Source organism: Pelomicrobium sp. G1 (assembly GCF_051905455.1).
Lineage (GTDB): Bacteria > Pseudomonadota > Gammaproteobacteria > Burkholderiales > UBA6910 > Pelomicrobium.
In genome coordinates this window covers 1-569 of record NZ_JBQACR010000076.1, presented here as the reverse complement: position 1 = coordinate 569, position 569 = coordinate 1, and the positions used below count along the sequence as shown (strand labels likewise).

At 53.3% G+C, this 569-nt stretch carries 2 protein-coding genes; both read left to right on the top strand.

Annotated features, from left to right (window positions below; genetic code table 11):
* On the top strand, positions 1-382 hold a 382-nt coding region (locus tag ACTFO6_RS17515), incomplete at its 5' end, for a hypothetical protein (RefSeq protein WP_439935711.1).
* Positions 379-569: hypothetical protein (locus ACTFO6_RS17510; RefSeq protein WP_439935710.1), on the top strand; the 191-nt coding region annotated here is incomplete at its 3' end. The genes ACTFO6_RS17515 and ACTFO6_RS17510, both read left to right, overlap by 4 nt.

The window sequence follows — 569 nt, the reverse complement described above, 5'->3', positions numbered from 1 at the left end:
GGCGCTCGATGCGGAGGTCAGGAGGCTCTGCGCCATCGACGGCGGCATCCGGGTCTATGAGCAGGTGAAGCTGCCGGTGGAGGAGTTTGATAAGTACACTGGCGTGGGTTTGCCGGCCAAGAGAGATGCAAACCCGGATGATGAATATTATTACGAACGAGAAATTGTCTATCTTCGAACTAGTGACCCAACAATAACGCGAACTATACATCGAATTATCCGCCGCAGTGACGGGAAGGTCCTGGGAGAGTCGATCAGATACGCCCGTGGTGGTGGAGATATCCAAGGCCCATGGCATCCATCGTCATTCATTTGTCCAGAGGTTTCGCCGGTAAAGCCAGGGCTTGAGTTATCAGTTTTTTATAAGGAAGAAACCAGATGAACACAATCGCAGATTACTTGAAGCAGGCCGAGCTTGCCCTTGCTGCGTATGCAGAAAATCTGTATCCCGGTATTCCACTGGATAATTTTCTAACTGCGCTCGAGAGTGGCGGCAAAGGCATGTCCCCCACCCAAGCCGCCCGTTTCGCTTCCCGCTGGCGCGTCGTTGACCAATACACCGATCCCCG